This window comes from Affinirhizobium straminoryzae, assembly GCF_007004135.1.
Classification (GTDB): domain Bacteria; phylum Pseudomonadota; class Alphaproteobacteria; order Rhizobiales; family Rhizobiaceae; genus Neorhizobium; species Neorhizobium straminoryzae.
In genome coordinates this window covers 63,347-70,276 of the sequence record NZ_VJMG01000072.1, presented here as the reverse complement: position 1 = coordinate 70,276, position 6,930 = coordinate 63,347, and the positions used below count along the sequence as shown (strand labels likewise).

The 6,930-nt window shown below is 64.2% G+C and carries 5 protein-coding genes; 2 read left to right on the top strand and 3 right to left on the bottom strand.

Annotation, left to right across the window (positions count from 1 at the left end):
- Positions 1-1,160, top strand: a 1,160-nt coding sequence (locus FNA46_RS21695) for a GH116 family glycosyl hydrolase (RefSeq protein WP_246103273.1), incomplete at its 5' end; no start/stop codon positions are given.
- Positions 1,161-1,364: 204 nt separating this feature from the next.
- On the opposite strand, the gene nagB is transcribed toward FNA46_RS21695, so the two are convergent.
- Together nagB and FNA46_RS21685 are read right to left on the bottom strand one after the other, a co-directional pair.
- Complete coding sequence (gene nagB / locus FNA46_RS21690; RefSeq protein WP_210245910.1) at positions 1,365-2,096, bottom strand: glucosamine-6-phosphate deaminase; 732 nt, start codon at positions 2,094-2,096, stop codon at positions 1,365-1,367.
- A gap of 80 nt (positions 2,097-2,176) precedes the next feature.
- Positions 2,177-3,313: an ABC transporter ATP-binding protein gene (locus FNA46_RS21685; RefSeq protein WP_143127299.1), complete on the bottom strand. Its 1,137-nt coding sequence runs from the start codon at positions 3,311-3,313 to the stop codon at positions 2,177-2,179.
- A gap of 286 nt (positions 3,314-3,599) precedes the next feature.
- Here FNA46_RS21685 and FNA46_RS21680 point away from each other — a divergent pair, with 286 nt between their 5' ends.
- Complete coding sequence (locus FNA46_RS21680) at positions 3,600-4,799, top strand: ROK family protein (protein ID WP_143127298.1); 1,200 nt, start codon at positions 3,600-3,602, stop codon at positions 4,797-4,799.
- A 116-nt stretch (positions 4,800-4,915) separates the two neighbouring features.
- Here the strand turns inward: FNA46_RS21680 and FNA46_RS21675 are convergent, their stop codons facing one another.
- Complete coding sequence (locus FNA46_RS21675; RefSeq protein ID WP_143127297.1) at positions 4,916-6,850, bottom strand: beta-galactosidase; 1,935 nt, start codon at positions 6,848-6,850, stop codon at positions 4,916-4,918.
- Positions 6,851-6,930: the final 80 nt, after the last annotated feature.

The following is a 6,930-nucleotide window of genomic DNA, read 5'->3' as shown; positions in this document are numbered from 1 at the left end:
GAATAGGCCTGACCGGCCGCAAGCCCCAGGAAGCGGCCGGTCAGGCCTATTCGGCCCCGACCCGCACCTATTACCGTGACGGCTACTGGGCACTGCAGGCGCTGCTCTTCCTCGAGCCGCAGGTGGTGCGCGGCCAGATCGATCTGCTGGCGACCGGCATCCAGCCGGATGGCGAGGCGCCGAGCGGCGTCATTCTCACCGGGCCGAAGCAGGGCGAGGAATGGGAAAGGTTCCGCGTCAACTCCGCCGAGTACAAGATGGAGCATTTGCGCTCCACCGACTGGTGGAGCGACCACTTCGACAGCCCGCTGTTCTTCATCCTGACTATCGGCGACTATATCCGCGTGACCGGTGATATGACGGCGCTGTCCGACCACTGGAAGACGGTGGCGGCAATCTTCCGCCGCTATCAGGGCTTCGATGTCTATGGCACAGGGCTGGCCGTCAAGCCGCGCCATGACCGGGACTGGGCCGACAATGTCTATCGCCACGGCTATGTCGCCTATGACGTGGGGCTCTGGATCGGTGCGCTCGACGTGATCGCCACGCAGGGCGCTGCGCTGGACGCCGCCCTTGCCGGGGAAGCCCGGGCGCTTGCCGAAAAGGCGCGCGCCAATCTCGATGAAGCAATGCTGACGCCGGGCGGCTGGTATCAGGATTACGGCCTGAAGGGCGAGTTCGTCGAGGACCATCTGACGCTCGACAGCCTGACGCTGCTGCGCTTCGATGCTGTCTCTGCCGATCGTGCCCGCACCGTGCTGGGCCATGCCGAGCGGTTGCTCGAAACCCGCAACAACGACCGCCAGCCCTATGGTGACTGGGGCGTGATGTGCGCATGGCCGCCCTTCAAACGCCCGGCCGATACCCGCGCCAAATCCGCCTTCGCCTATCGCTACCACAACGGCGCGGACTGGCCCTATCTCTCCGGCCTCTATGCCGAACAGCGCCTGAAATTCGGCCTCGGCGGCTGGGATTATCCGCTGACCCGCTGGTGGAGAACGAGCCTCGAGAACGGCTGGATCGGCTCGGTCGAATATTTCTCGCCGCCGTTTGCGCGCGGCTCGCTGCTGCAGGGCTGGACCGGCATGCACGCCGCCGCCATCCTCGAACATCGCGCCACCATCGAGACGGCGATCGCGGCGGGTCGTGTAGCCGATTGAGATATCCACGGGACAGGCTCAGTCTGTCCCGAATTCCTCGACAGAACCTGTACCGGGGCGACGTCATGCTGGATGTCGCGTCGAGCGGCAGCGGAGCCTCGTATACCAGATTGCTGTGTATGCCAGGCGATTGGCCCCGGCTACGTTTTCATGCCCGTAGAGACGAGGCCTGAAAATGTAGCCGGGGCCAAAATCCGTCTTGCCTCAGGCCGCACGGGCGCCGGGGGCTGCTGCGCTGTCCAGGATCCAGGTCACGTCGCCATGGGCCGACAGCGCGGAGGCCGGGCAGGCGGCATCGAAGCGGCCGGCAAGCGCCTCTGCAACGGCCGCCTGCTTGGCGGCGCCGGTGGCGAGAACCACGATGGAGCGGGCCGACAGGATGGTGGCAATCCCCATGGTGATGGCCGTTTCCGGCACGCGGGCATCGGCAAAGAAGGTCCTGTTGGCGGCCAGTGTTTCGGCATGCAGCCGTACCTGGCGGGTGCGGCTTTCAAGCGGCGAGCCCGGCTCGTTGAAGCCGATATGGCCGTTGCGACCGATGCCGAGCAGTTGCAGGTCTATGCCGCCGGCCTCTGCAATCTGCTGCTCGTAGTCTGCCGCCGCCCTTTCGATATCGCTCGCCATGCCGTCCGGCACGTGAGTGCGGGACAGATCGATATCCACATGGTCAAACAGCAGCCGGTTCATGGTCGAGCGGTAGCTGCCGGGGTGAGTGGGGTGCAGTCCCACATATTCATCGAGATTGAAACTCAGGGCGCGGGAAAAGCTGACGCGACCCGCGCGGTGCGCGCCGATCAAGGCGTGATAGACCGGCTCCATTGTGGCACCCGTGGCAAGGCCCAGCACCGCATCGGGCTTATCCTGCAGGAGCGTGATGATACGTTCGGCGACGGCATTGGCCGCCTCCGTTGCGTTGGCAAGGATGAGGGGCGTCATGTCTGTATTCCGCAATGGGGCAAAGGGCGACAGCCCGCCCGCTGCCTGCGCGGCATGAGCAGGGCTAATACATCGGGACATCAGGCTGCGTTGGCGATGCGGCTTCCGTCGGCGCGGCGCTTGGGGAAGGATTTTTCCGTCTTCGCATCGAAGACATGGAAACGGTCCGGCTGGATGCCGAACTCAATCACATCACCTTCCTTGGCGGGCACGTGATCGGGCAGGTGCAGTACGGTGTCGATCTCGTTGCCCTCGACCTTGCCGAACATGTAGGTCTCGGTGCCGACGCTTTCGGTGTAGGTCACCGTGAAGCGCACACGATGATAGGTGCCCGGCTGGCCCTTCAGCATGTGGAAATGATTGGGCCGTACACCGAGGATGACCTTGTCGCCAACCTTGGCAGTGGAACCATCCACGGGAGCCTCGATGATGCCGAAGCCCGGCACCTCGACATTCACCTGTTCGGCACCCGTGGCGGTGAGCGTGCCTTCGTAGAAATTCATCTGCGGCGAGCCGATGAAGCCGGCGACGAACTTGTTGACGGGGAATTCGAAGAGATCAAGTGGTGCGCCGAACTGCTCCAGCACGCCGGCATTCAGGACCGCGATGCGATCGGCCATGGTCATGGCTTCGATCTGGTCATGCGTCACATAGATCATGGTGGCGCCGAGGCGCTTGTGCAGGCGGCTGATCTCGCCGCGGGTCTGTACGCGCAGCGCCGCATCGAGGTTGGACAGCGGCTCGTCGAACAGGAAGACCTTGGGATCGCGCACGATGGCGCGGCCGATCGCAACGCGCTGGCGCTGTCCGCCGGAAAGCTGCTTCGGGCGGCGCTCCAAAAGCGGCTCGATGGCCAGCATGCGGGCGGCTTCCGTAATGCGGCGGTCGATTTCCGCCTTGCCCATCTTCAGGTTTTCCAGCCCGAAGGAGAGGTTCTGACGGACGGTCATGTGGGGATAAAGCGCGTAGGACTGGAAGACCATGGCAATGCCGCGATCGCCGGGGGGAAGGGCGGTCACATCCTCCTCGCCGATCTTCACGCTGCCGGCGGTCGTCTCTTCAAGGCCGGCAATGATGCGCAGCATGGTGGACTTGCCGCAGCCGGACGGGCCGACCAGCACGACGAACTCGCCGTCTTTCACTGAGAGATCGACACCGTGGATGACCGGATGCGTGCCGTAGCGCTTCACGACGCCGTTCAGTGTGAGACCTGCCATTGCGAACCCCTTGTACCTGTCCTTCTCAGCGCGCCGCCGCACCTTTTCCTCATGCGGCGGAACATCGGCACTTTGCGGCTTTTGTTATAGTTCGTCAAGGTGCCGAACATAAATTCCGGGATTGGCACCCGTTGAAAATGCCGCGCTGGATTGTCACTCTGTTGTAGGCTGACACGTATTGCAGTGCAATAGTTCGTCACCTGTCCGAACACTATGCAGGTTCGCCGCCATTGTGTAGGAACAAGGCGGTGGAAGCTTTCTGCCGATTCACCCTTAGAGCGCATTGATGACCCTACGCCAGAGCCTGCCTCCCGTTCTTCGCCAGATCTCCGTTCGCGCCGCCATGGATGTGCTGCTGCAGGAAGGCCCGACGTCGCGTGCGACGCTGGCCAAGAAGACAGGCCTTTCCAAGCAGACCATGTCGGAGGTGATCCGCGCGCTGGAGGAATCCGGCTGGGTGCGGGTCAACGGCATTGTCAGCGGCAAGGTGGGGCGCAGCGCCATTACCTACGAGGTGGCGGAAGACAGTGGTTATGCCGTGGGTGTCGATCTCGGCGCAACGACGATCCGCATTGCCGTCGTGTCGATCTCGGGCAGTATCGTGCATGAAAGCGAGCACCCGACGGGCGGGCGCGCCGGCGAGGCGCTGATCGGCCACATGCATGATCTCGTGGAAAAGTGCCTGCACCGTGCCGGCATCCCCTTCGAGAAGGTGCTGCTCGGTGCGGTCGCGACACCCGGCGTGGTCGATCCGGTTTCCGGGCATCTGGCGCTTGCGCCCAACATGGCCGAGACGGGCAGTCTCGATGTGGTGCGAAGGCTCGGCGAGGCGCTGGGCTGCGAGGTGGTGATCGAAAACGACGTGAATGCTGCAGCGCTTGGCGAAACCTGGAAGGGCTGTTCCGCCGGGCTCGAAACGGCTGCTTTCATCGCGCTCGGCACTGGCATCGGCCTTGGCATGCTGGTCAATGGCAAGCTGGTGAAGGGCGCGCGGGGGGCTGCCGGTGAAATCTCCTACCTGCCCTTCGGCGCAGATCCCTATCGCGAAGACAGTCTGGAGCGCGGCGCACTGGAAAGCGCCATCGGCGCTCAGGGCATCGTGTCCCGTTATCGCGCCGCCGGCGGCGGAGAGGCCGATACCCGGCAGATTCTGGAGGCAGCCGAAGCCGGCGAGGAGCCGGCGCTGTCGGTCATTCGGGAGACGGCGCGGCTGGCCGCCCTTCTCATCGTCTCGGTCGATGCGATGACCGATCCAGAAAAGATCGTGCTTGGCGGCAATGTCGGCCGCCATCCGTTTCTTCTGTCGCTGATCCGTGCCGAACTGCCCCGGCTGACCCGTCGCATGATCAGCCTCGAGCCGAGCGCGCTCGGCCCCCGCGCCACCCTGATCGGCGCCATTGCGATTGCTCTCAACCAGCTTCACAACGCGCTGTTCTCGCCGCAGGAACTGCCGAGCGAAATGCGCCTGCCACAGGCCAGGGACTGAGTCAGGGCATTTTTGCCATCAGGTGCGGCCGTCTTTGGCACGTGACGCGGCAGGGCGGATCGTTTCCCGAACTCCACTGCGGGTCTGGACAACCGGGCGAAGGTCGCTGCCTCTTCTCACGTCCGCCAGCAGGCGACGTCATAAGCCTTCAGCAGCGGCTCGCCGAGTAGCAGCTTGTCGGCGGCAACTGGCAGTGCAAAGCTGTCGGGGCCGTAGTTGAAGGCGAAGGTCAGATCTCCGCGACGGCGCAGGCGGACATGCTCCGGCAGGTCGAGAACCGGAAGACCGGCGCTTGCCAGCAGATGCCGCGCGACGGATTCCAGCAGGTCTTCCTCCGGCCAGCCGGCGAGATAGTGGAAGCGTCCGGCGGCGACCATGGCAGGAGCGCCATCCGCGAAGCGGGCGAGGGGATCGAGATCGGTTTCGAGAACTTCGCGCCAGCGGGTGACGATGCCGGACACCGTGCCGGCGACGGCGGCAGAGAGGCCCGGCCGCATGCTCTCGACCTCCGCCACCTTCAGCGGCAGACGTTTTTGCAGCAGCGGACCGGGTGGAAGTGACACCGGAATTGCGAAGTTTTCGTCCTTCGAGCCCGTGCGCGGGCCGAACAGAATCAGCGCGTCCGTCTCTTCGAATGCCTTCAGGGCCGCTTCAGAGAGGATCGGCAGCGTCGGTACCAGCACGAGACGATAGCCGGCAAGCGAGGCACCGGGTTCCACGATGTCCACGTCGATCCCCAGGCGGCGGAAGGCTTCGTACCAGCGCAGCTTCAGGATGCGATAATCGAAATCCTTGCCCTGCGGCTGAAATTGCGTGACCCAGGCAGCCGTATAGTCGAACACGAGCGCCAACGGTGCCGGCGTGGTGGCAGGCAGATCGCCGAGGCGGGCCAGTTCTCCGGCCACGCGGACGGCTTCCTTGCCGCCCGCCGACACCGCGTGATCGGGACGCAGCAGGCCGGCATGCATCTGCTCCTGCGCCTTGCGATACTGCCGCCAGCGGAAATAGACGACGGCTTCGGCACCATGCGCCAGCGCTTCCCAAGTCCACAGCCGCACCATGCCGCGTTCCGGCACCGCATTCCAGTTCGCCCAGTTCACCGGTCCTGGCTGCTGTTCCATGATCCAGAAACGCCCCCTGCCGACGGCCCGGTAGAGATCGTGCTGGAGAGCGGTGACATCGGGGTGGCCTGTGCGCGCCCAGCGATTGCGCTCGCCTTCCGCAAACGGCAGGCTTTCGATCCGGCCCAGCGGATAGGAATCCCAGCTTGCCACGTCCATCTGCCGGCCCATTTCGAAATGGTCGAAGGTGTGGGAGAAGCCCATGAAGTTGTGGGTGACGAAGCGGTCCGGCGCGTGGGTGCGAATGATCTCGGCCTGCAGGCGAAAATAATCGATGAAGAGGTCCGAGCGGCAACGCATGAAATCGAGTTGCACGGACGGATTGATGTCGCAGACCTGACGGGTGGGAAGCTCCACCTCGGCAAAATCGCTGACGGCCATCGACCAGAAATCATTGCCCCAGGCCGCATTGAGGGCGTCCACAGTCGTGTAGCGGACCTTCAGCCAGTTCTGGAAATGCGCGCGGTCGAGCGGACCCCAGGAAAAGATCGTGTCATCGCAGCCGAATTCATTGTCCACCTGCCAGCCGATGACGGAGGGATGGTTGCCGTAGCGCTCCGCCATGGCGGTGACGATCCGGCGCGTTGCTTCGATGAAGGCCGGGCTTGCCGGTGTGTAGTGGCGGCGCGAACCGAACAGGCGCGGCAGCCCGTTGCGATCGACCGGCAGAATGTCCGGATGGAGATCCACCAGCCAGCGGGGCGGTGCGGCTGTCGGGGTGCCCAGCACCAGCTTCAGGCCCTGCGCGGCAAGGGTCTCGATGGCGCGGTCGAGCCAGGCCCAGTCGAAAACACCCGGCGCCTGTTCCAGCCGCGCCCAGGCGAATTCGGCAATCCGCACCACGCCTATCCCGGCTTCGGCCATGCGCCGTGCGTCTTCGGCCCAGATCTCTTCCGGCCAGTGTTCGGGGTAATAGCAGACGCCAAGCATGTCACACATCCATCGGGGCAGGAGAGGGCCAAAAAAGAGACCAGAAAGAGAAAGGCAGCGGCGCCGGATGGTTGGGATCC